Origin of the sequence: Xanthobacter sp. 91 (assembly GCF_000702385.1) — a bacterium.
In the GTDB taxonomy this organism is placed as follows: Bacteria; Pseudomonadota; Alphaproteobacteria; order Rhizobiales; family Xanthobacteraceae; genus Xanthobacter; species Xanthobacter aminoxidans.
The window spans coordinates 3568566-3589247 of the sequence record NZ_JNIB01000001.1 but is presented as its reverse complement, the minus strand read 5'-3'; the positions used below and the strand labels follow the sequence as shown (position 1 = coordinate 3589247).

The following is a 20682-nucleotide window of genomic DNA, read 5'->3' as shown; positions in this document are numbered from 1 at the left end:
TTTGCGCCGGCTTCGGCGTATTTTCCGGCGCGAGTGCCGGGCCCTCCCACAGCGCGGGTCCCGGCGCGCCCTTCGAGCGGCGCCGGGGCGGGCGCGCTTCAACGACAGGAGCCGCGATCATGACGCAGGCGCATCTCGACAAATTCGGCCGCCCCATCGTGGTGGTGACGGGTATCGGCATCGTCACCTCCCTCGGCCAGGGCAAGGAAGACAACTGGCGCCGCCTCACCGCGGGTGAATCCGGCATCCACACCATCACGCGCTTCCCCATCGAGGGCATGCGCACGACCATCGCCGGCACGGTGGACTTCCTGTTCGACGGCCGCGTGGCCGCCCCCAACCTTTCCGAAAAGCTGGCGACCCTCGCCGCCGAGGAAGCCATCGCCGAATCCGGCATCGGCACGCCCGGCGAGTTCCCCGGCCCGCTATTCGCCGCCGTTCCCCCGGTGGAGCTGGAATGGCCCGAGCGCCAGCAGCTCGCCGATGCGGTGGGCCATTACCCCATCGTCTATCGCGACCTCCTCGGCGCCGCCGCCTCCGGCCAGTTCCGGCCGTGGCATGAGCGCTTCCTGTTCGGCTCGGTGGCGGATCGCCTGGCCGACAAGTTCGGCACGCAGGGCCAGCCCATTTCCCTGTCGACCGCCTGTGCCTCGGGTGGCACCGCCATCCAGCTCGGCGTCGAGGCCATCCGCCGCGGCGAGACCGAAGTGGCGCTGTCCCTCGGCACGGACGGCTCGGTGCATCCCGAGGCGCTGATCCGTTTCTCCCTGCTGTCGGCGCTCACCACCGCCAATGACAAGCCCGAGGAAGCCGCGCGGCCCTTCGCCAAGAATCGGGAGGGCTTCGTGATGGCCGAGGGCGCCGCCGCCTTCGTGCTGGAGAGCTATGCCCATGCGGTGGCGCGCGGCGCGAAGATCCTCGGCGTGCTGGAAGGCTGCGGCGAGATGGCCGACAATTTCCACCGCACCCGGTCGAGCCCGGACGGCCGCCCGATCATCGGCTGCATGAAGAATGCGCTTGCCGACGCCGGCGTGACCCCTGATGACGTGGACTACATCAACGCCCACGGCACCTCCACGCCCGAGAACGACCGCATGGAATATGTGGGCCTCAAGGGCGTGTTCAGCGAGGAGAAGCTGGCGGCAACGCCGATCTCCTCCAACAAGTCCATGATCGGCCACACGCTGACGGCGGCGGGCGCCATCGAGGCGGCGGTGTCGCTGCTGACCATCCAGAACGGCCGCATCCCGCCGACCATCAACTACAACATCCCCGATCCGGCCATCCCGCTGGACGTGGTGCCGAACGTCGCCCGTGACGCTCAGGTGCGGCGGGTGATCTCCAACTCGTTCGGTTTCGGCGGCCAGAACGTCTGCCTCGTGCTCGCGGCGGAACCGGCGTGAGCGGATCGCGCACCGGGACTGGCCTCAACCGATGACCGCTCCCATCCTCGTCACCGGCGGCGGCCGCGGGCTTGGCTCGGCCATCGTGCGGCGGCTCGCCGAGGCCGGCTATCCCGTCGTCTTCACCTACCGCTCGGCGGTCGCCGAGGCGGAGGCGCTGATCGCCTACGTCCGTGCGGCGACGCCCGGAGCCGTCATCTCGGCTCGCCCCCTCGACCTCGCCGACCGCGCGGCGGTGGAGGCGTTCGCCGAGGAACTGGAGGCCGGGGAAACCTTCTTCGGCTTCTGCCACAACGCCGGCGCCTCCTACGACACGCTCGCCGCCATGATCGACCAGGATAAGGCCGAGGCGGTGATGCAGGTGAACCACTTCGCCTTCGTGCGCCTCACCCGTGCTCTGGTGCGTCCCATGACCCGCGCCAGGACCGGCCGCATCGTCGCCATCGGCTCGGTGGCGGCGCTGCAGGCGAACCAGGGCAATGCCGCCTACGCCGCCTCCAAGGCCGCCCTGCTCGCCCATGTGCGCGGCCTCGCCATCGAGACCGCGCGGCGCGGCGTGACGGTGAATTATGTCGCCCCCGGCTTCATCGATACCGCCATGCTGGAGAAGTTCGCGGACTATCGGGCGAAGATGGAGGCGCAGATCCCCGCCGGCCGCTTCGCCACCCCCGACGACGTGGCACAGGTGGTGGCCTTTCTCTTCTCCCCCGGCGCGGGCTATATGACCGGCGCCATTCTGCCGGTGGATGGCGGGCTTTCCGCCTCGCTCGCCGCCCACCGCTGACACTTATTCCAAGAGAACAACAATGCGTGGCCTCCAGCTCGTCTCCGACCGCAAGCTCGAACTCGTCGATCTCCCCGAGGCGGAAGCCCCGGGCGCCGGAGAGGTGCAGATCCGGGTGAAGGCGCTGGCGCTCAACCATATCGATGTATGGGGCTGGCGCGGCATGGCCTTCGCCAAGCGCAAGATGCCCCTCGTGGTGGGCGCCGAGGCCGCCGGCGAGATCGTGGCGCTGGGCGCCGACGTGCGCGGCCTCAAGGTGGGCCAGACGGTCGCCATGTACGGCGCCATGACCTGCGGCCACTGCGCCAACTGCCTGAAGGGCCGCGACAACCTCTGCCAGAACGTGGGCGGCGTGCTCGGCTTCCACATCGACGGCTTTGCCCGCGACGTGCTGAACATGCCCGAGCGGCTGGTGATCCCCGCCCCTGAGGGCGTCTCCTTCGAGGAAGCGGCCTGCGCCGGCATCACCTTCTCCACCGTCGAGCACATGCTGTTCGACAATGCGAAACTGGAGAAGGGCGAGACCGTGCTCGTCCATGCCGGCGGCTCGGGCATCGGCTCCGCCGCCATCCGCCTCGCCAAGGACGTGGGCGCCACCGTCATCACCACCGTGGGCGATGACGAGAAGATGGACAAGGCGAAGGCGCTGGGCGCCGACCACGTCATCAACTACCGCAAGGACCGTTTCGAGCACGAGGTCCGCAAGATCACCAAGAAGGTGGGCGTGGACGTGGTGTTCGAGCATGTGGGCGCCGACACCTGGAACGCCTCGCTGCTCTCCATGAAGCCCGGCGCGCGGCTCGTCACCTGCGGCTCCACCTCGGGCGTCTCGGTGCAGATGAACCTGATGCAGCTGTTCCAGCGCCAGTACAAGATCTTCGGCTCGTTCGGCGCCACCATCCGCAACGTGGCGGACGGGCTCGAGAAGATGGGCCGGGGCGTCAAGCCCGTCATCGACACCGTGGTGCCGCTCGAGAACTTCAACGAGGGCCTGGAGCGGCTGGAAAGCCGCAAGGTGTTCGGCAAGATCGTGGTGAAGTTCTGAGGCGGGGGCGGCGCACGCAACCGTGGCCCGGCTCCCCCTCCCCGTCCGCAAGGCCATCCATCGGCTGAAGCTGGCGCTCGCGCCCGCCGTCGAGGTGCTGGTCGCGGGCTATGTGCGCTTCTCCGTGTGGTGGCTGCGCCTGTGGCCGCTGTGGCTCTCGGCCGGCGGCATGGCCTTCTGGGCCAAGCTGCTCGGCCCGTTCTTCGCGGTCAGCAAGGTGGCGCGGCGCAATCTCGCCGCCGCCTACCCGGAGAAGAGCCCGGCGGAAATCAACACTCTCGTCCGCGGCATCTGGGCCAACATGGGCCGCCTCGCCGCCGAGTTCGCCCAGCAGGATCGCCTGTGGGACTATGATCCCGCGCATCCGAACACGGGCCGGATCGAGGTGAAGGGTGCGGAGATCTTCCAGCGCCTGCGGGACGACGGCCGCCCCGCGCTGTTCTTCACCGCCCATACCGGCAATTGGGAATTGTGCGCCATCGCCGGCGCCGCGTTCGGCGTACCGGGAGGCGTGCTCTATCGCGCGCCCAACAACAAGCGCGCCGCCGAGCTGATCGAGGAGATGCGCTCCGGCACCATGCCCGGCCTCGTGCGCGCCGGCCGCGATGCGGGCCGCCAGATGGCGCGCATGCTGGCCGAGGGGCAGCATCTGGGCATGCTGATCGACCAGTACTGGACCGGCGGTCCGCCGGTGATGTTCTTCGGCCGCCCCTGCGCCACCAACCCGACCCTCGCCCGCCTCGCCCGCCAGTTCGATTGCCCGGTGCACGGCATGCGCGTCATCCGCCTGCCCGGCGCCCGCTTCCGAGTGGAAATCACCGAGGAAATCGCCCTCCCCCGCGACGGCGATGGCAAGATCGAGGTGGTGGGCGCCATGCAGGCCGTCACGTCAGTCATCGAGGGCTGGGTGCGCGAATATCCCGAACAATGGCTCTGGCTCCACCGCCGCTGGCGGTGAGCGCACACCGGCGCGCGCTCAGGTCGTCCCCGGCTTGCCGAGGGTATCGGACAGGGCTTTCGAGAAGCGGTCGAGCACCGAGAAAAGGACATCGGTGCTGAACCCGATCAGGAAGGCGACGCCGAAGGCGCTCAGGGACGTCAGCTGGATCGTGTTGGGCGTTTGCGGCGCCGGCGTCCAGAACCAGACCATGATGACACCAGCGATCCCCCCGAGCATCAACCGATAGAGCAGCTTCCCCAATGTCGGATCTGGCTGGGAGGGATCGACGTAGTGTCGCATGAAGAACAGCATGGCGCCGAAGACGCCATAGAGGGCAGGCAGAACCCATTTACCGAGCAGGTCGATGTTCGTCTTCAGATGATGGACGTCAGCAAGGTAATTCTTGTGGTCCCTCGGATTGAAGTCGAGGCCCAGAGCCCCCATGACGAGATTGATATCGTCGACGTGGGCCATGATGACGCAATGGGGCAACTTCCCATCCGCACCCTTCAGGTCCGGAGCGCCTCCCGCTGCCGGGATGGCGGGGGGAGCAGGCAAGGCAGGGGCTGGGGCGGCCATTTGCTCCGTCTGACATGCTTTTTTCAGTTTTTCCCTATGATCTTCGACTGCGGCAGGCGCTTGACGGGCGTTCTTTTCCACCTGTCTCAGCGGCAGAATGCAATCCTCCTGTCCCGGCGGACAAAAGCGCCGCCCTCGCGGCAGCAGTAGATCCAGAGCTTCGAATACCGAAATCCACAAGCCTCCGACGACGTGATTGGCAAGGTCAAATGACAACAAGGATCCGTTGATGTCACTCGAGATCGCGGCATAAGACGTCTCCGACATCATTTGTTGTCTGATGGATGCCACATCTTTGATTGCATTCAGATAGGCTGTTCGACCGCTTTGATCGTCGAGCTTCAATGAACGGATCGTAAAGTAGATTGCTTCCATCGACTCCTCGGTATGCGAGGTCTGAAGCTCCTTCGCCGATGTCAGAAACGAGCTTGTCTTTTCATAAACCAGGGTAAGATAGCCCGTCTGAACCAGGACGGCTAAAGCGATCGCCATCACAATCCAGAACAGCACCGCTTGCCTCAGGGTACGCGTGAAGGGGCGCCACCCCTTACGCAAGTCGCCCAGGGTGATCGGGGCAAGGTTCACGAGGACATCGTTTATGGACAGCCTTAACTTGGCTTCCTCGTCGGGCGAAAGGTCTTGGCCTCCCGTCTTGCTCTTGGCTTGGGCGACCAGTTGAACCAGGTCCTGACTCTTCCCAAGCTTCCCGAGCGAGGCCGCAACCTCGGCGACCAGATCGGCATCGGCGACCAGACCGGCAGACTGCGCGACGACCATTTCCCCCTCCCCTTGAGTCATGGCTCCCCCCATGGGCTGCGGCGGCATCCGCCGAGACGAGGCACAGCACCCCAGTCGCGCCAGTCATGGGTCGCGGGCGAAATAATGATACAAGTAAAAGTTGTTTTAACGTATTTTGCAATACACGACCATCGCGACGGCAGGGCGCGCGCCCGTACCCTGCAGCACCCCTCCCCCTTGCCGCGCCCCGGCCAATCCTATAAAGCCCGCGCTTTCCGTTTTCGCGAAGGTATGAGGGATGAGCACGGCTGACGTTGCCGTCATCATGGGCAGCCAGTCCGACTGGGAGACCATGCGCCATGCGGCCGAGACGCTGGATGCGCTCGGGATCACGCACGACTGCCGCATCGTCTCCGCCCACCGCACGCCGGATCGCATGTATGCCTTCGCCAGAAGCGCGAAGGCTGACGGCTTCAAGGTCATCATCGCCGGTGCCGGCGGCGCGGCGCACCTGCCGGGCATGGTGGCGGCGCTGACGCCCCTGCCGGTGTTCGGCGTGCCGGTGCAGTCCAAGGCGCTCTCCGGCCTCGACAGCCTCTATTCCATCGTGCAGATGCCGGCCGGAATCCCGGTCGGTACGCTGGCCATCGGCGTTGCGGGCGCCACCAACGCCGCCCTGCTGGCGGCCGCCGTGCTGGCGCTCTCCGACCCCGCCCTCGCCGACCGGCTCGACGCCTGGCGCGCCGCGCGCACGGAAGCCGTGGCGGAACGGCCGGTCTGACCATGCTCAAGCCCGGTAGCGTTATCGGTATTCTCGGCGGCGGGCAGCTCGGCCGCATGATCGCTCTCGCGGCGGCGGAGCTTGGCCTCAAGGCGCACGTGCTGTGCCCGGACAAGGACAGCCCCGCCTTCCACGTCAGCGCCGCCCATATCTGCGCCGCCTATGACGATTTCGACGCGCTGGCGCGCTTCGCGGCCGGGGTCGACGTCGTGACCTACGAGTTCGAGAACGTGCCGCTGGCCACCGCCGAGTTCCTCGCCGCGCGGGTGCCGCTGCGGCCGGGTGCCAAGGCGCTCGCCATCACCCAGGACCGGCTCGCGGAGAAGAGCTTCGTACGCGACCTCGGCATCGAGACCGCGCCCTTCGCCGCCGTGGACAGCCTCGCCGATCTCGAAGCCGCGGTTGCGCAGCTGGGCCTGCCTGCCGTGCTGAAGACGCGCCGCTTCGGCTATGACGGCAAGGGGCAGGTGATGATCCGCCCCGGCGAGGACCTCACCGCCGCGTGGCACGCCCTCGGGCGGCAGAGCGCGATCCTCGAAGGCTTCGTCAGCTTCGTCCGCGAGGTGTCCGTGGTCGCGGCCCGTCGCGGCGACGGCGCCTTCTGCGCCTACGACGTGACCGAGAACGTGCACCGCGAGCACATCCTGCACACCTCCACCGTTCCCGCGACCCTCACCGCCGAAGCGGCCCGCAAGGCGCGCGCCATCGCGCGGGACATCGGCGACGCGCTCGACTACGAGGGCGTGTTCGCGGTTGAGCTGTTCGTGGTCTGCCAGGGGTCGAGCGAGCGGGTGATCGTCAACGAGATCGCCCCGCGCGTGCACAACAGCGGCCACTGGACCCAGGACGGCGCCGTCACCTCCCAGTTCGAGCAGCATGTGCGCGCCATCGCCGGCTGGCCCCTCGGCGAGGTCTCGCGCCTCGGCCGGGCGCAGATGACCAACCTCATCGGCGCGGACGTGCATGACTGGCACGCTCTGCTCGCAGAGCCGGGCACGCACCTGCACCTCTATGGCAAGGAAGAAGCCCGCGCCGGCCGCAAGATGGGCCATGTGGTGCGGGTCGCGCGCGATCCCGAAGCCTGCGCGAATGTGCCGGATGGCGAAGGCTGCTGACTCGTGAGCCGGCTCTTCCGCTACGGACTGAGACGAATCGCCATGATGACGCATCGCAGCGTTTGACGCATGAATCGGGCGTTCGCGGCGGTTTTTTTGTACCGCCGAAGCCATGATCCGAAACTGTGGTGGCAGATGTCTTTGTCCGACGATCGCATCAAGGACCGCTTCTCCGAATGGCTGCGCGACCTTGCACGGCATATGGCCCGGTCCGGGCGCTATTGCAGCTGGCGGGTCATCCAGATCGAACTGCGCTTCATGCAGGGCATCCGCGAGGCGGCCACCTGCTTCTCCGATGCCGCCATCCGCAGCGAGCTCGACGCCCTCTGCCGCGAGGCGCAGAAGAGCGGCACCCCGATCTTCATGCTGCCCGCCCGGAGCGAATCCGGCCTGACGACGGCCGGCTGAAGCGTTCGGCGAAGTACCCCGCGAGTCGATGCCGGCGCGCGGGAAAGTGAGCCGGCGCAAGGCGCCGCCTCCCGTTTTCGCCTTTGCGAGGCGTGTGGACAAGCTGCACCTCTTCTGGTAAGAGAGCGCTTCCTTCGGACAGGTCGAGGACAGGCGCACGCGCCATCTTCTGCGGTCCGATGTTTCAGATCAGGTAAGGCTCCGGCTCGGCGCAACAGCTCGAAGAGGTAAACACGTGCAAGTTCTCGTCCGCGATAACAACGTCGATCAGGCCCTCAAGGCGCTCAAGAAGAAGATGCAGCGCGAGGGGATCTTCCGCGAGATGAAGCTGCGTGGCCACTACGAGAAGCCGTCCGAGAAGCGCGCCCGCGAGGAGGCTGAGGCCATCCGCCGTGCACGCAAGCTGGCCCGCAAGCGCGCCCAGCGCGAAGGTCTGATTCCGTCCAAGCCGCGCCCCACCACCCGCTGAAACGCCCAGGTCGCTGAGGTCCGCCACGCCGGGCATTCGAGCTGACCGTCGAAAGCGTTCCCTCAGTCGGTTTATGAGCTTTTGCATCCGCGCGATCCCGGTCGCGCGGATTTGCTTTTATGGCGGCCGGGCATTTTCGTGCGCCGCCTGGCGCCACGCTCCCGCCTGTCGCGCGCCTGTCTCCGAAGCCGTGGGAAGAGAAAGTGGTGTTCGCTCAGATTGCGGTGCAATCCGATCGACGCCTGCTCTAGACTGCCGTTGCGCCGGCATGCCGGGCCTTGATCCGGCTGCGGGTCGGCCGGTCGGCGCAGGGGGCGCAAGGCCTCCGATGAGGGAGAAAGGCCGAATGGTCGCGCGCGTGGTCACTGTCGAGCCCTTCGATATCGTCGTCTTCGGTGCCACCGGCGATCTCGCCCGTCGCAAACTCCTGCCAGCGTTGTTCGAGCGCGACCTCGCCGGCCAGATGCCGGACGACGCGCGCATCATCGGCACCTCCCGCCGCCCTCTGCCCGATGACGACTTCCGTGCCTTCGCCCGTGATGCGCTCGGCGTTGCGGATGGTGTCGAGGACGTGGACCAGGCGGTGCTGGCCCGCTTCCTCAACCGGCTGACCTACGTGGCGGTGGATGCCCTCTCCGACGAGGGCTGGCCCGATCTCGCCGCGACGCTGAAGGCGGGGGAAGATCGCGTCCGCGTCTTCTATCTGGCGGTGGGGCCGGACCTGTTCGATCCCATCTGCGCGCGCATCGGCGCGTTCGGTCTCGTCACCGATCTCTCCCGCGTGGTGGTGGAAAAGCCGGTGGGCAAGGACCTCGCCTCCGCCCAGAAGGTGAATGCGGCGGTCGGGCGCGTCTTCCGCGAGGAGGCGGTGTTCCGCATCGACCATTACCTCGGCAAGGAGACGGTGCAGAACCTGATGGCGCTCAGGTTTGCCAACGCCTTGTTCGAGCCGGTGTGGAACAACGCGCACATCGACCATGTGCAGATCACGGTGGCCGAGAGCATCGGCACCGCCGGCCGCGCCGGCTATTACGACACCGCCGGCGCGCTGCGCGACATGGTGCAGAACCATATCCTCCAGCTCCTCTGCCTCGTGGCCATGGAGCCGCCGGTCTCGCTCGACGCCGACGCGGTGCGCGACGAGAAGTTGAAGGTGCTCAAGGCGCTGGAGCCCATCAACGAGAGCAATTTCGCGCAGATGACGGTGCGCGGCCAGTATCGCGCCGGTGCCTCGGCCGGCGGGGCGGTGCCCGGCTATCTGGAGGAACTCGGCTCCGGCGAGAGCAGCACCGAGACGTTCGTCGCCATCAAGGCGGAGATCGGCAACTGGCGCTGGTCCGGCGTGCCGTTCTACCTGCGCACGGGCAAGCGCCTCGCCTCGCGCGTGTCGGAGATCGTGGTGGCCTTCCGGCCCATTCCCCATTCGGTGTTCGACGATCACGCCGGCCCCATCATGGCCAATCGCCTGGTGATCCGCCTGCAGCCGGACGAAGGCGTGAAGCTGTGGCTGATGATCAAGGATCCCGGCCCCGGCGGCATGCGCCTGCAGCATGTGCCGCTGGACATGAGCTTCGCTTCCGTCTTCGGCGTGCGGAACCCGGACGCCTACGAGCGGCTTATCATGGACGTGGTGCGCGGCAACCAGACCCTGTTCATGCGTCGCGACGAGGTGGAAGCCGCCTGGCGCTGGGTGGACCCCATCCTCGACGCCTGGCGGGCCTCGCGCGACCAGCCCAAGCCCTACACGGCCGGGACATGGGGGCCTTCCGCCGCCATCGCCCTGATCGAACGGGACGGGCGCACCTGGACCGATGACGCCTGAGGCTTCCCGTGACCCCGCCGACCACACCCATCGCCCTCAACGCCTATGAGGATTCGGCCGGCCTCGCCCGGGCGCTTGCCGCCCATGTGGCCGAGGCCCTGCGCCGCCGCATCGCCCGCGACGGCATGGCGAGCCTCGCCGTCTCGGGCGGGCGCACCCCGCTCGCCTTCTTCGAAACCCTCTCCGGCGCGCCGATCGACTGGTCCCGCGTGGCGGTGACGCTGGTGGACGAGCGCTGGGTGCCGGAGACGTCGGACCGCTCCAACGCCGCTCTGGTCCGCCACCACCTGCTGAAGGGGCTGGCGGCCGCAGCCCGCTTCGTGCCGCTCTATACCGGCGCGGCGACGCCGGAGGACGGGCTTGCGGAGGCCGCCGAGCGGGTCGCCGCCCTCCCCTCCCCCTTCGCGGCCGTAGTGCTCGGCATGGGAGACGACGGGCATACCGCCTCCTTCTTCCCCGGCGCCGAGACGCTTGCCGCAGCCATCGATTCCGCGACGCCCGAAATCCTCGCCGCCGTGCGCGCAGATGCGGCGGGCGAGCCGCGCATCACCTTCACCCTGCCCCGGCTGGTTTCAGCCGACACGCTGGTGCTGCACATCGAGGGCATGACCAAGCGCGCGGTGCTGGAGCGCGCCTGCGCCGGCGGCCCCGTTGAAGAGTTGCCCATCCGCTCCGTCCTCAGGGCGCGTGCGCCCCTCGACGTGATGTGGTGCCCCTGAACAAGAGGTCCGAGCCATGACTGAAGCCCAGCCGAGCGCGACCGACGCCGCCTTCGCCGCCCTCGACGCCGCCTGGAAAGGCCGGACCGGGCGCATCGCCGACCTGTTCGCCTCCTCCGACCGCTTCGAGCGCTTTTCCACCAGCTACGGCGACCTGCTGCTCGATTTCTCCAAGACCGCCATCACAGACGAGACCCTGGCGCAATTGCTGGATCTCGCCCGGGCCGCGGGCGTGGAACAGCTGCGTGACGCCATGTTCGCCGGCGACCACATCAACCTCACCGAGGACCGGGCTGTGCTGCACACGGCGCTCCGCAACCGCTCGGACGAGAGCATTCCCGTCGACGGCATCGACGTGAAGACCGGCGTGGACGAGACCCTGCGCAACCTCACCAGCTTCGCCTACGCAGTGCGCGAGGGGCGCATCGCCGGTGCGCGCGGCAACGCCTTCACCGACGTGGTGAACATCGGCATCGGCGGCTCGGATCTCGGCCCGGCCATGGTGACGGGGGCTCTTGCGCCCTATCACGACGGCCCCCGCTGCCACTTCGTCTCCAACGTGGATGGCGCCCACATCGCCGATACCCTCAAGGGGCTCAATCCGGCGACGACGCTGTTCATTGTCGCCTCGAAGACCTTCACCACCGTCGAGACCATGTGCAATGCCGGCACGGCCCGCGCCTTCATCGCGGATACGCTGGGCGAGGCGGCCGTGGGCGACCATTTCGCCGCCGTCTCCACGTCCCTTGACCGGGTGGAGGCTTTCGGCATCTCGCGCGAGCGAACCTTCGGTTTCTGGGACTGGGTGGGCGGCCGCTATTCGGTGTGGTCGGCCATCGGCCTGCCGGTGATGATCGCCATCGGGCCAGATCGCTTCGGCGAGTTCCTCGCCGGCGCGGCTGCCATGGACGAGCATTTCCGCTCCGCGCCGCTGGACCAGAACATGCCGGTGCTGCTGGGCCTCGTCGGGATCTGGCACCGAAATGTCTGCGGCTATCCCAGCCGCGCCATCATTCCCTACGACCAGCGCCTCGCGCGCCTGCCGGCCTATCTCCAGCAGCTCGACATGGAGAGCAACGGCAAGAGCGTCACGCGCGACGGCCGGCCTGCCGTGCGTGGCACCGGCCCCATCGTCTGGGGCGAGCCGGGCACCAATGCCCAGCACGCGTTCTTCCAGCTGCTCCACCAGGGCACCGATACCGTGCCGGTGGAATTCCTCATCGCCGCGCAGGGCCACGAGCCGAACCTGAAGAATCACCAGAACCTTCTGGTGGCCAACTGCCTCGCCCAGGCGGAAGCGCTGATGCGCGGCCGCACCCTGGAGGAGGCCGCGGCCCAACTCGTCCGGAAGGGGTTCGCGGCCGAACAGGTCGCCGCGATAGCCCCCCATCGGGTGTTCCCCGGCGACCGGCCCTCCGTCACCATCGCCTATGCGGAGCTCGACCCCTTCTCCCTCGGCCGCATCATCGCGCTCTATGAGCATCGGGTGTTCGTCGAGGCGGCGGTGTGGGGCATCAACGCCTTCGACCAGTGGGGCGTTGAGCTTGGGAAGGAACTGGCAACACAGTTCCTCCCCGCCGTCGAAGGCGGGGCCCTCCCCCCCGGCGCATCGGGGTCGACAGCCGGCCTCCTGGCCTACCTTGGCGGTCTGGCTCAAGCCTGAAGTGACTGCTTTCGGATGACGGGTGCCTGCGCGCTTGTGCGCGCTTGCCGACGGCGAGGGGCAATGCTGCTATGCAGCATTGCGGGTCCGCCTCTGCGTATTTTGTATACCACGAGTTTGGGCAAGCGCGGTACAAGGTGACTGTACCGGGACGCGGAGGCGTCGGGCGAATTGGATCGAGCCCGGCGAAACGCGCCGCATCCCTTCGGCATCATGCCGGGAGAGAGTTATGAACGCGCTTGAGCTTACGGCTTTCGGCCTTTTCGGGATTGTCCTCACCTTCGCCGCCAACGGCCTGACGGCACAGAAGCCGTACATGACGGTGGCCGGCGGCCCTGGCATTCCGATCGAGGATGTCCTGCTGCAGACGCCCGAGCCGCGCGTTGCCCGCGTTGCCCCCTCGACCGATACGAAGGGCGCGGTCTCGAACCTCGTCATGGTCCATGCCGGCCCCTTCACCGCAGTGCCGCGCGGCAACTGACCAAAAAGAAGGGAGCGGCAAGCCGCTCCCTCAGTTGGGCCCGGGGTAGGTGGGCCGAACGTTTGAGGCAGAGCCTCAGCCAGTGACCTTCGCGCTTGCCGGCTGGGCCGCAGCCTGGGCAGCGGCGCCGGCAACGAAGCGGGTGCGCATCGGCTTCAGCACGAAGATGGCCATGAGAGCGGCGATCGCGTTGACCGCAGCGGTGATCATGAACACCAGGTCCCAGTTGCCGAGGCTGGCCACAGCCACCGAGGCCATCGGCACCACCAGCGAGGCCGTGCCCTTGGCGGTGTAGAGAAGGCCGGCATTGGTGGTGGCGAACTTGCCGCCGAAGGTGTCGCCGCAGGTGGCGGGGAAGAGCGAGTAGATCTCACCCCAGGCGAAGAACACGAGGCCGGTCAGCAGCACGAACAGCACCGGGTTGGAGCCGAAGTGGGCCAGGGCCAGCACGCCCACCGCTTCGAGGCCGAAGGCGATGAACATGGTGTTCTCACGGCCGATGTTGTCCGACACCCAGCCGAAGAAGGGACGGGTGAGGCCGTTCAGCACGCGGTCGATGGACAGGGCGAAGGTCAGCGCCGGCATGGTCAGGCCGATGATGGAGACCGGCACGTCGGCGATCTTGAAGTCCTTGGCGATGGAGCCGAGCTGCGCGGTCGCCATGAGGCCACCAGCCGCCACCAGCACGAACATGAGGTACATGACCCAGAACACCGGGGCCTTCACCATCTCGCCGGGGCCGTAATTGCGACGGCTCTGGGTGGCCGAAGCCTTGACCGCGGGCAGTTGTCCTTCCTTCGGCGCCTGCAGCAGCAGGGAGAGCACCATCACGACCGCGCCCTGCATCAGGCCGAAGAACAGGAAGGTGTGCTCGTAGCCCTGCGACTTGATCATGGCCGCGATGGGTACGATCGTGAGCGCGGAGCCCGCGCCGAAACCGGCGGCCGTGATGCCCGCGGCGAGACCGCGACGATCCGGGAACCACTTCAGCGCGGAGCCGACGCAAGTACCATAGACCGCGCCCGCGCCGGTGCCGCCCAGGGCCGCCGAGACATAGAGCATGGCGAGGCTGTCGGCCCGCGAATTCAGGAACCAGGACAGGGCGCACAGGATACCGCCGATGAACACGACGATCCGCGGGCCGAACTTGTCCACGAACCAGCCCTCGACCGGAACCAGCCAGGTCTCGAACAGCACGAAGATGGTGAAGGCGACCTGGATGGAGGCGCGGCCCCACTGGTGCTTCTCATTCATGGGCTCGACGAACAGCGTCCACCCATACTGAAGATTGGCGATCATCGACATGCAGATCACGCCGATGAGCAGTTGCAGCCAACGCCCTCCAATCGGGCCGCCGACAGGCGCTGCGGAGTTCTGAGCCATTTCCTTCCCTTTCTCACTGGGGATCATCGAATGCGATGAACGGCCCGTGACGGTCGCCATTCTTGTTCGGGCCGTTCATCGACCCGTTCGCGAACCGAGGGGAAAGGTGCACACAGAATCTGGTATACAGAATGCCGTTACGGCTATGTAACTGTTACTTTTCGCTGTAATTCGGGCGTTAGAGGGCCGTTTCGGCAATTCAGAACCAGAACCCGTTTGTAAAGAGAGAAGGGAACCCAAGTCCCGTTCCTGGGCTTCAGGATTCGCACATAGAACACGGCAGTCGAATAAATCTATTCTCTACTTGAGACACATAAACAAACACCGAATCATTCTGCATTTCTACAGGGTCGCCGCAATCAGGCCAAGCCCTGTCATTTCAGGGCGGTGATGCTCGGCCGGGAGCGGATTTGGCATCACCGGCGCCATCTCGGCCCTGCCCTCCCTGTACCTCAAACGAAAAAAAGCCCCGGCCGAAGCCGGGGCTTGAGGGACCGCCAGATGGCGGTGGAGGGACTCGTTGGCGCGCGATCGGGCCGCGCGGATTGAAATCTCGCGTGCGCGGGGGAGGTCTCGCTCCTTTCCCACACGCCGGCACCGTCATGGCAGCGCCTGACTTATGTGTGTCCGGGCGGCATTCACCGCCCGGAACAGAACCTCAGGCCGTCACCTGACGCGCGGCCGTTGCAGCCGCCGCCTCGGCATTGAGCCGGTGATGGCGGGCGAGCATGGGCCGCAGGACGAACAGGGCGCCGAAAGCGGCGGTCAGGTCCATGGCGGCGACGGTATAGAGTACTGTGCTCCAGCTGCCGGTCGCTTCCATCAGCAGGTTGGCCATCGGCACCAGCAGGGCGGCAAAGCCCTTCGCGGTGTAGAGCATGCCGTAGATCTTGCCGATGTGCTTGGAACCGAAGGTATCCGCGGCCGTGGCCGAGAACAGGGAGTAGACTTCGCCCCAGGCGAGGAAGACGACGCCCGACAGGATCACGAAGGCCCAAGGATTAGTGCCGAACGTGCCCAGCGCGACAATGCCGATACCTTCCATGGCGAAGGCGAAGAACATCGTCTTCTCACGGCCGATATGATCGGAGATCCAGCCGAAGAACGGACGCGAGAAGCCGTTCAGGATGCGGTCCAGCATCAGCGCGAAGGGCAGCGCGGCCATGGTGAAGAAGTACAGGTTCACATCGATGTGCTTGACGCCGAGATCCTCGGCGATCACGCCCAGCTGCGCCACCGCCATCAGGCCGCCGGAGACGGTGAGGACGAACATGGTCAGCATCACGTAGAACACCGGGGTGCGCAGGGCCTCGCCGAGCGTGTAGTCCCGGCGGGACTGGGCAACCGTCGAGGAGAACGTCACCTCGCTCTTGCCCGGCGCGCGCAGGAAGCCGGCGGCGAGCATGATCACCGCGCCCTGCACGAGGCCGAAGGTGAAGAAGGTGTCCTGATAGCCGCTCGACTTGATCATCGCGGCGATGGGCAGGATGGTCAGCACCGTGCCGGAGCCGTAGCCGGCTGCGGTGAGGCCCACTGCGAGGCCGCGGCGGTCCGGGAACCACTTCAGCGCGGCGTTCACGCAGGTGGCGTAGACGCAGCCGACGCCGATGCCGCCGACGGCAGCCGCCACATAAAGCGCGGTGAGCGAACCCGCATAGGAGTTCATCACCCAGCTGAGGCCGGTGAAGAAGCCGCCGACCAGCACCATCACGCGCGGGCCGTACTTGTCGATGAAGTAACCCTCGATGGGGGTGAGCCAGGTCTGCACCACCACGAATACGGTGAAGGCCACCTGGACGGACGCGCGGGTCCAGCCGTGCGCCGAAACGATTTCAGGAACGAACAAAGTCCACGAATACTGAATGTTTGCTGCCGCCACCATGCACACGACGCCAGCGACCAACTGGAGCCAGCGATTTGTCGCTGGCGCCTTCACTGCCATTTCGCTCATTTTTCCTACCCCTTAGACCATTTTTTTATATTTTTGATCTGATTGACCGCCCCACCCTCTTTTTGTCCCTCGTGGCGCGGCGTTTCGTTTTTCGGACGGTTCGTACCCTCCCCGTCAGACGGCACCGGCGGCACGCATGCCGGCGATCTCTTCGGCCGAGAAGCCCACGCTCGCGAGGACCTCGTCGGTATGCTCGCCGAGGAGCGGCGCGCGCTCCACCGGCACGTTGTTGGCGGACAGGCTTATGGGGGAGCCGACCGTCACATAGGTTCCGCGCTCGGGGTGCGGCACCTCCACGAGGAAGCCGCGGTCGTAGAGCGCGCGGTCGTCCATGATGTCCTTGGTGGAAAGCACCGGCCCGCAGGGCACGTCGATGGCGTTGAGCGCTTCCATCACCTCGAACTTGGTGCGGCGGGCGGTCCAGCGCTCGATGATCTCGAAGCACTGCTCCAGCCGCTGGGCGCGGGCCTCGTGGGAGGCGAATTTGGGATCGTCGATCAGGTCCTTGCGGCCCACGAGCCGCATCAGCGGCGCCCAGCCCTGGGGCTGGATGATGACGTAGCAATAATCGTTCTCGCCGCCGGGCGCGCACCGCAGCGCCGCACCGGGCTGGCCGCCGCCGGAGCAGTTGCCGGCCCGCGGCACGCATTCACCCGAGGGCGCGCCGGGATATTCCGCGAGCGCGCCTGCATCGAGCCGCTGCTGGTCACGCAGCTTCACCCGGAGAAGGTTCACCACGCAGTCCTGCATGGCCACGTCCACCTTCTGGCCCTCGCCCGTCACCGTGCGCTGGAACAGCGCGGCAAGGATGCCGGCGACACAATGGATGCCGGTGCCGGTGTCGCCGATCTGCGCGCTGGAGGCGGTCGGCGGGCCGGAACGCCAGCCCGTGGTGCTCATGGCGCCGCCCATGGCCTGGGCGATGGTCTCGTAAGCCTTGGCGTCGACACCCGAGGCTTCGGCGAAGCCGCGAATGGAGGCATAGATCAGGCGCGGATTGCGGGCGCGGACCTGCTCATAGCCGAAGCCCTGGCGATCGAGCACGCCGGGACCGAAATTCTCGACCATCACGTCGCAGGTTTCCACGAGGCGGTTCAATGCCTCCTGACCGGCGGGGGTCTTGATGTTGAGGGTAACGCTCTTCTTGTTGGCGTTAAGCATGGTGAAGTAGAGACTGTCCACGTTGGACTTGTCCCTGAGCTGCGAACGGGTGATGTCCCCGCGCCGCGGCATTTCCACCTTGATGACATCCGCACCCAGCCACGCAAGAAGCTGCGTCGCCGAGGGGCCGGACTGAACGTGCGTCATGTCCAGGACGCGCACGCCGTCAAGCGCCTTGCCCATGCACCCACTCCCGGAATTCCCTGCCCTGTTCCTTCGGTGCCGGTCTGCGCCGGCTTGGATGCGCCCCTCGGAGATACGATCGAAGGGACCCACCCTCTGGCATTTCAAGTTTTGAATTACGTATGCCAGATACAGAACTGTAACACTGCGTTCGTCCGTTCGCAAACGGGTTTTGAGTCATTCTTAGACGAAAGTAGGAAAAAACCTCGGGGCCGCAGCGGGATACAGGCGGCCCCGAAAAGCTCCCGCGCCTCAGCGCAGGGCGGCGAGACCCGCCTCGATGCCGCCCGAGACGACCTGAAGCGCAGGTTGGGTCTCGGATTCCTTAAGGTAATGGCGCATCAGGTCGGTGGCGCTGATGACACCCACGAGCGCGTAGCTCTCCATGACCGGGAGATGACGCACCTGATGCTCCACCATCAGCCGCAGCACGGTCTCTATTGTGTCTTCGAGGCTGCAGGAGATGACCTCCCGCTTCAGCAGCGAGGCCAGCACCACCTTCGGCGTGTTGGCCCCATGCTCCAGCACCGCGCGGGTCACGTCGCGTTCGGAGAAGACGCCCACCACGGTGTTTCCCTCGGTGCGGCAGACGTCCTTGATGATGACGGAGGAAATGTTCTCCCGCTTCATCACGAGCACGGCGTCGGCCACCGTCTCATGCATGCGCAGGGTGATGATGCGGGTGTCACGTTTTTCCCGCAGGATATCGTCCACGGTAATCATTGGCGTGTCCTCCCCTGGCGAATGCTCGCCTATTGCCACGGCGAAAGCTTCGCCGGGCAGGGTGGGGCTTTGTTGCGCCCATCTTCCCTCGGATCATCGTGGTATTCAAAATACATCCTGTCAACGCAAGAAGCGTCCCGCACCCGCGCAGAAGATGCTGCATTGCCACAAGATTTCGGGACACCTGCGGCATTGCTTGCCGGCGCACTCTTCCTCGCATGTGATATGATGTATTTGGTGCGCAAGACGGGAATCACTTCAGGCCCGACTGACTGCCGAAAGCCTAAGGCGAAGGGGTGCGATGACGTACCAGGATATCAACGTGAAGCCGATCGAGACGGAATCGAGCTTCCGGATGAAGGCCTACAAGGCGCTGAAGGCGGCCATCATGGAGATGGACATCTACAGCCACCCCGAGGAGATCCGCCTCGAGGAGCGCCAGCTGTCAGAGAAGCTCGGGGTGTCGCGCACGCCCATCCGCGAGGCGATGACGCTGCTTGAGCAGGAGGGCTTCGTGCGCTCCGTGCCGCGCCGGGGCATCTTCGTGGTGCGCAAGACCAAGCAGGAAATCATCGAGATGATTACCGTCTGGGCGGCGCTGGAGAGCATGGCGGCGCGCCTCGCCTGCGAGCGCGCCACCGAGACCGAGATTCGCCAGCTGCGCGAGAACGTCCGCGCCTTCGCCAACCGCAATCCGGAAGAGTTCGTCTCCGAATATTCCGAGGCGAATCTCGCCTTCCACAAGCTCATCATCCGCATGTCCGGCTGCGCCCTGATCGCGGAGACGACGGAGAACCTGTTCCCCCACATGCGGGGCGTCCGCAAGGTGACCATCGGCCAGGCGCACCGGGCCCAGCGCTCCATTGTCGATCACACGCATATCGTCGAGGCCATCGAGAAGCGCGACCCGGACCTCGCCGAACGCCTCGTCCGCGAGCATACCCTCGGCCTCGCCCGGCATGTGGCGGAGCATGGCGAGTTCCTGAACTAGCCTGCACGCTGCACGAACCGACAACAGAAAAGGGCCGGCACTTGCGAGCCGGCCCTTTTTCTTTCCGGGCGAAGACGGCTCAGGCCGCCTTGTGCTTCTCGATCATCGTGACGAAGCGGTCGAACAGATAGTGACTGTCCTGCGGGCCGGGGCTCGCCTCGGGGTGGTACTGCACCGAGAACACCGGCTTGTCGGCCAGCGCGATGCCGGCGTTGGAGCCGTCGAACAGGGAGACGTGCGTCTCCACCGCATTCTTCGGCAGGCTGTCGCGGTCCACGGCGAAGCCGTGGTTCATGGAGGTGATCTCCACCTTGCCGGTGGTGAGGTCCTTGACCGGGTGGTTCGCGCCGTGATGGCCCTGGTGCATCTTCACCGTGCGGCCGCCGACCGCGAGGCCGATCATCTGGTGGCCGAGGCAGATGCCGAAGGTGGGCACCCCCTTCTCGATCACCTTCTGGATAACCGGCACCGCATATTCCCCCGTCGCCGCCGGATCGCCGGGGCCGTTGGAGAGGAACACGCCGTCCGGCTGGAGCGCGAGGATGTCCTCGGCCGAGGTGGTGGCAGGCACCACGGTGACTTTGCAGCCGGCGCGGGCGAGCAGGCGCAGGATGTTGCGCTTCACGCCGTAGTCGATGGCGACCACGTGATGGCGCGGCGCCTCCTGCCGGCCATAGCCGGTTTCCTGATTCCAGGTGGTCTCGTCCCAGTCGAAGCGCTGGACGGAGGTGACGCCGGGCACGAGGTCCATGCCGACGAGGCCGGGCCAGGAGCGGGCTTCCTTCTTCAGCGCCTCGATGTCGAACACGCCATCCGGGGCATGGGCGATGACCGCATTGGGCATGCCCGCCTCACGGATGAGGGCGGTCAAGGCGCGGGTATCGATGCCGGTGATGCCGGGGATGCCGCGGGCCTTCAGCCAGTCATCGAAATGGCGGGTGGCGCGGTAGTTGGACGGGTCCGTCACCGCGGTGCGCAGCACCACCCCGCGCACGCCGGAGGCCGAGGCCATGGACACCGTCTCGATGTCCTCCTCGTTGGTGCCCACGTTGCCGATGTGCGGGAAGGTGAAGGTGATGATCTGCCCGGCATAGGAGGGATCGGTGAGGATCTCCTCATAGCCGGTGATGGCGGTGTTGAAGCACACTTCGCCGGCGAGATGGCCGGTGGCGCCGATGCCGAAGCCTTCGAGCACGGTGCCGTCGGCGAGCACGAGCAGGGCGGTGGGCCGGGGCTCGGCCCAACCCTCGGTGGCGTTGGGGGCGTGGTCTTGTTCGCTGGTCATGGATCGCCTAGATAGAGGCTCGCGCGCCGCGTTTCCAGCGCCTCTCGCAGGAATTTGT

19 protein-coding genes are annotated in these 20682 nt (G+C 66.4%); 13 read left to right on the top strand and 6 right to left on the bottom strand.

Going from position 1 to position 20682, the window contains the following annotated elements; genetic code table 11:
• Positions 1–119: 119 nt before the first annotated feature.
• The 4 genes from A37E_RS0116830 to A37E_RS0116815 are packed head-to-tail and all read left to right on the top strand — an operon-like array spanning position 120 to position 4190.
• Positions 120–1403, top strand: a complete 1284-nt coding sequence (locus A37E_RS0116830) for a beta-ketoacyl-ACP synthase (RefSeq protein ID WP_024279921.1) — start codon at positions 120–122, stop codon at positions 1401–1403.
• Between the two features lie 31 nt (positions 1404–1434).
• Positions 1435–2187 (top strand): SDR family oxidoreductase, encoded by a 753-nt coding sequence (locus tag A37E_RS0116825; RefSeq protein ID WP_029557681.1) that lies wholly within the window; start codon positions 1435–1437, stop codon positions 2185–2187.
• Positions 2188–2209: 22 nt separating this feature from the next.
• Complete coding sequence (locus A37E_RS0116820) at positions 2210–3232, top strand: zinc-binding dehydrogenase (protein WP_029557680.1); 1023 nt, start codon at positions 2210–2212, stop codon at positions 3230–3232.
• Between the two features lie 22 nt (positions 3233–3254).
• A complete protein-coding gene (locus A37E_RS0116815; RefSeq protein WP_029557679.1) occupies positions 3255–4190 on the top strand; it encodes a lipid A biosynthesis lauroyl acyltransferase in 936 nt (311 codons plus the stop codon).
• 18 nt (positions 4191–4208) lie between these two features.
• Here A37E_RS0116815 and A37E_RS0116810 read toward each other — a convergent pair whose 3' ends face one another.
• Complete coding sequence (locus A37E_RS0116810) at positions 4209–5528, bottom strand: hypothetical protein (protein ID WP_029557678.1); 1320 nt, start codon at positions 5526–5528, stop codon at positions 4209–4211.
• Between the two features lie 259 nt (positions 5529–5787).
• On the opposite strand from A37E_RS0116810, the gene purE reads away from it, so the two are divergent.
• The 8 genes from purE (at position 5788) to A37E_RS0116770 (ending at position 12947) form a co-directional block, all read left to right on the top strand.
• The gene (gene purE, locus A37E_RS0116805) at positions 5788–6270 is read left to right on the top strand and encodes a 5-(carboxyamino)imidazole ribonucleotide mutase (protein WP_029557677.1); all 483 of its coding nucleotides are present in this window, start codon (positions 5788–5790) and stop codon (positions 6268–6270) included.
• Between the two features lie 2 nt (positions 6271–6272).
• Positions 6273–7385: a 5-(carboxyamino)imidazole ribonucleotide synthase gene (locus A37E_RS0116800; protein ID WP_029557676.1), complete on the top strand. Its 1113-nt coding sequence runs from the start codon at positions 6273–6275 to the stop codon at positions 7383–7385.
• A 69-nt stretch (positions 7386–7454) separates the two neighbouring features.
• On the top strand, positions 7455–7793 hold the full coding sequence (locus A37E_RS0116795; protein WP_156026357.1) for a hypothetical protein: 339 nt from the start codon (positions 7455–7457) through the stop codon (positions 7791–7793).
• Positions 7794–8028: 235 nt separating this feature from the next.
• Positions 8029–8262, top strand: a complete 234-nt coding sequence (gene rpsU / locus A37E_RS0116790; protein WP_029557675.1) for a 30S ribosomal protein S21 — start codon at positions 8029–8031, stop codon at positions 8260–8262.
• Positions 8263–8608: 346 nt separating this feature from the next.
• On the top strand, positions 8609–10084 hold the full coding sequence (gene zwf, locus A37E_RS0116785) for a glucose-6-phosphate dehydrogenase (RefSeq protein WP_029557674.1): 1476 nt from the start codon (positions 8609–8611) through the stop codon (positions 10082–10084).
• A gap of 8 nt (positions 10085–10092) precedes the next feature.
• On the top strand, positions 10093–10803 hold the full coding sequence (gene pgl / locus A37E_RS0116780; RefSeq protein WP_197023000.1) for a 6-phosphogluconolactonase: 711 nt from the start codon (positions 10093–10095) through the stop codon (positions 10801–10803).
• Between the two features lie 16 nt (positions 10804–10819).
• Positions 10820–12466: a glucose-6-phosphate isomerase gene (gene pgi, locus A37E_RS0116775; protein ID WP_029557672.1), complete on the top strand. Its 1647-nt coding sequence runs from the start codon at positions 10820–10822 to the stop codon at positions 12464–12466.
• A 229-nt stretch (positions 12467–12695) separates the two neighbouring features.
• On the top strand, positions 12696–12947 hold the full coding sequence (locus tag A37E_RS0116770; RefSeq protein ID WP_029557671.1) for a hypothetical protein: 252 nt from the start codon (positions 12696–12698) through the stop codon (positions 12945–12947).
• Positions 12948–13022: 75 nt separating this feature from the next.
• On the opposite strand, the gene oxlT (A37E_RS0116765) is transcribed toward A37E_RS0116770, so the two are convergent.
• From oxlT (A37E_RS0116765) to A37E_RS0116750, 4 genes are all read right to left on the bottom strand, one after another.
• Positions 13023–14330, bottom strand: coding sequence for an oxalate/formate MFS antiporter (gene oxlT / locus A37E_RS0116765; protein WP_029557670.1), 1308 nt, complete (start codon positions 14328–14330; stop codon positions 13023–13025).
• Positions 14331–14988: 658 nt separating this feature from the next.
• A complete protein-coding gene (gene oxlT, locus A37E_RS0116760) occupies positions 14989–16272 on the bottom strand; it encodes an oxalate/formate MFS antiporter (RefSeq protein WP_051679118.1) in 1284 nt (427 codons plus the stop codon).
• A 123-nt stretch (positions 16273–16395) separates the two neighbouring features.
• Complete coding sequence (gene frc, locus A37E_RS0116755) at positions 16396–17625, bottom strand: formyl-CoA transferase (RefSeq protein WP_024279934.1); 1230 nt, start codon at positions 17623–17625, stop codon at positions 16396–16398.
• 252 nt (positions 17626–17877) lie between these two features.
• Positions 17878–18348, bottom strand: a complete 471-nt coding sequence (locus A37E_RS0116750) for a CBS domain-containing protein (protein ID WP_029557668.1) — start codon at positions 18346–18348, stop codon at positions 17878–17880.
• Between the two features lie 301 nt (positions 18349–18649).
• On the opposite strand from A37E_RS0116750, the gene A37E_RS0116745 reads away from it, so the two are divergent.
• Positions 18650–19339, top strand: a complete 690-nt coding sequence (locus A37E_RS0116745; RefSeq protein WP_024279936.1) for a GntR family transcriptional regulator — start codon at positions 18650–18652, stop codon at positions 19337–19339.
• A 79-nt stretch (positions 19340–19418) separates the two neighbouring features.
• Here A37E_RS0116745 and carA read toward each other — a convergent pair whose 3' ends face one another.
• The gene (carA, locus tag A37E_RS0116740) at positions 19419–20624 is read right to left on the bottom strand and encodes a glutamine-hydrolyzing carbamoyl-phosphate synthase small subunit (protein ID WP_029557667.1); all 1206 of its coding nucleotides are present in this window, start codon (positions 20622–20624) and stop codon (positions 19419–19421) included.
• Between the last annotated feature and the right edge of the window lie 58 nt (positions 20625–20682).